The organism is Pseudomonas sp. UBA6699 (assembly GCF_002454615.1).
GTDB classification, from domain to species: Bacteria; Pseudomonadota; Gammaproteobacteria; order Pseudomonadales; family Pseudomonadaceae; genus Aquipseudomonas; species Aquipseudomonas juntendi.
Genome location: NZ_DKJF01000065.1, coordinates 1 through 2,516, shown reverse-complemented (window position 1 = coordinate 2,516; position 2,516 = coordinate 1). Strand labels below are relative to the sequence as shown.

The 2,516-nt window shown below is 67.8% G+C and carries 1 protein-coding gene; it reads left to right on the top strand.

Going from position 1 to position 2,516, the window contains the following annotated elements; all coding sequences use genetic code 11:
• A partial coding sequence (locus B3361_RS13045; RefSeq protein WP_286920239.1) for a condensation domain-containing protein occupies positions 1–2,516 on the top strand: 2,516 nt, incomplete at both ends.

The following is a 2,516-nucleotide window of genomic DNA, read 5'->3' as shown; positions in this document are numbered from 1 at the left end:
CCTGTACAACCTGTACGGCCCGACCGAGGCGGCTATCGACGTGACCCACTGGACCTGCCTTGAGGAATGGCGGGACAGCGTGCCGATCGGCGAGCCGATCGCCAACCTGGCCTGCTACATCCTTGATGCTGAGCTGCAACCGGTGCCGGTGGGCGTGCTGGGCGAGCTGTACCTGGCCGGCGCAGGCCTGGCGCGCGGTTACCACCGCCGCCCAGGGCTGACTGCCGAGCGTTTCGCCGTAAGCCCATACGGCAGTGGCGAGCGCATGTACCGCACCGGGGACCTGGCGCGCTACCGCGCGGACGGGGTGATCGAGTACGCCGGGCGTATCGACCACCAGGTCAAGCTGCGTGGCCTGCGCATCGAGCTGGGTGAGATCGAGGCGCGTCTGCTGGAGCACGACCTGGTGCGTGAAGCCGTGGTGACGGTGCCGGACGGCAAGCAGTTGGTCGGTTATGTGGTGCTGGCCAGCGAGGCCGCCGATTGGCAGGCACAACTGGCCGAGCACCTGCGCCGTGGCCTGCCGGAATACATGGTGCCGAACCAGTGGCTGGTACTGGACGGCCTGCCGCTGTCGCCCAACGGCAAGCTGGACCGCAAGGCTTTGCCTGCCGTGGATGCCGCGCAGTCGCAGCGTGCCTACGTGGCGCCGCAGAGTGAACTGGAACAACAGGTCGCGGCGATCTGGGCGCAGGTGCTCGGGCTTGAGCGGGTCGGCCTGACGGACAACTTCTTCGAACTGGGCGGGCATTCGCTGTTGGCTACCCAGGTGTTCTCGCGCCTGCGCGCGCTAGGCATAGACGCACCGCTCAAGGTGCTGTTCGAGCATGCCAGCCTGCAGAGCTTCGTCGCCAGCCTGCCAGCACCGTCGTTGGCGGCGCGGGCCCCGGCCATCCGGTCGACGCCGCGCGATGCGGCGCTGCCGGTGTCCTATGCCCAGCAACGCCAATGGTTCCTCTGGCAGCTGGAGCCACACAGCAGCGCCTATCACATTCCCATGGTCCTGCGCCTGAACGGCAGCCTCGATCGCGCGGCGCTGCAACACAGCTTCGATGCGCTGGTCGAGCGTCATGAGACCCTGCGTACCCGCTTCGTCGAAAGCGACCAGGGCATCGTCCAGGTGATCGAGCGCTCGGCTGCGCGGGTCATCGCCCATGAACGACTGGCGGACGAGGCCACCCTTGGGGCGCGTGTCGCCGAGGAAATCCGCCTGCCGTTCGACCTGGCGCGCGGCCCGCTGCTGCGAGCCCGTCTGCTGGAGTTGGCGGCCGACGACCAGGTGCTGGTGCTGACTCAGCACCATATCGTCTCGGATGCCGCATCCATGCAGCTGATGGTTGGCGAACTGATCGATGGCTATACCCGCTACCGCGAAGGCGATGCCGCCCCACTGCCTGCCCTGGCGCTGCAATATGCCGACTACGCCCGTTGGCAGCGTGAGTGGATGGAGGCTGGCGAGCGTGAGCGGCAACTGGCCTACTGGGTCGGGCAACTGGGCAGCGAGCAAGATGTGCTGGCCTTGCCGCTGGACCGCCCGCGTCCTGCCGAGCAGAGCTATCGCGGGGCCCAGCTCGACCTGGCCGTGCCGTCGGCGTTGAAGGACGGCCTCGAGGCATTGGCCCGCCGCCAGGGCGCGACCCTGTTCATGGTGCTGCTGGCGTCGTTCCAGGCCTTGCTGCATCGCTACAGTGGGCAGCGCGACATCCGCGTCGGCGTGCCGGTGGCCAACCGCAACCGGGTCGAGACCGAAGGGCTGATCGGCTTCTTCGTCAACACCTTGGTACTGCGGGCCGATATCGATCCACGCCAGCCGTTCGGCGTGCTGCTGCAACAGGTGCGGCAGGCTGCGCTGGGCGCCCAGGCGCACCAGGACCTGCCATTCGAGCAACTGGTGGATGCGTTGGCGCCCACCCGCAGCCTCAGCCACAGCCCGTTGTTCCAGGTGATGTTCAACCACCAGGCCGCCGCGCTTGCGCCGGTACGCGCCGTGCCAGGCTTGGCGGTCCAGGCCATGGCCTGGGACAACGACACCACCCAGTTCGACCTGAGCCTGGACACCTGCGAGACCGCTGAAGGGCTGAGCGCTTCGCTGATCTACGCCACTGACCTGTTCGACCACGCCACCATCGTGCGCCTGGGTGAGCATTGGCTGAACCTGCTGCAAGCCATTGTCGAGCAACCGCACCAACCGGTGGCCGAACTGCCATTGCTGGCGGCCGCCGAGCGCGAGCGCACCTTGGTCACGTGGAACGCCACCGCTGAACAGTACCCGCTGCAGCAGAGCATCCAGCAACTGATCGAAGCCCAGGTGCAGCGCACCCCGGATGCCCCGGCGCTGGCCTTCGGCGAGGTGCGCCTGAGCTACGCCCAGCTCAACGCCCGCGCCAACCGCCTGGCCCATCGCCTGATCGCCCTGGGTGTCGGCGCGGATGGGCTGGTGGCCATCGCGGTGGAGCGCTCGGTGGCGATGGTGGTCGGTTTACAGGCCATCCTCAAGGCCGGTGGCGCCTACGTGC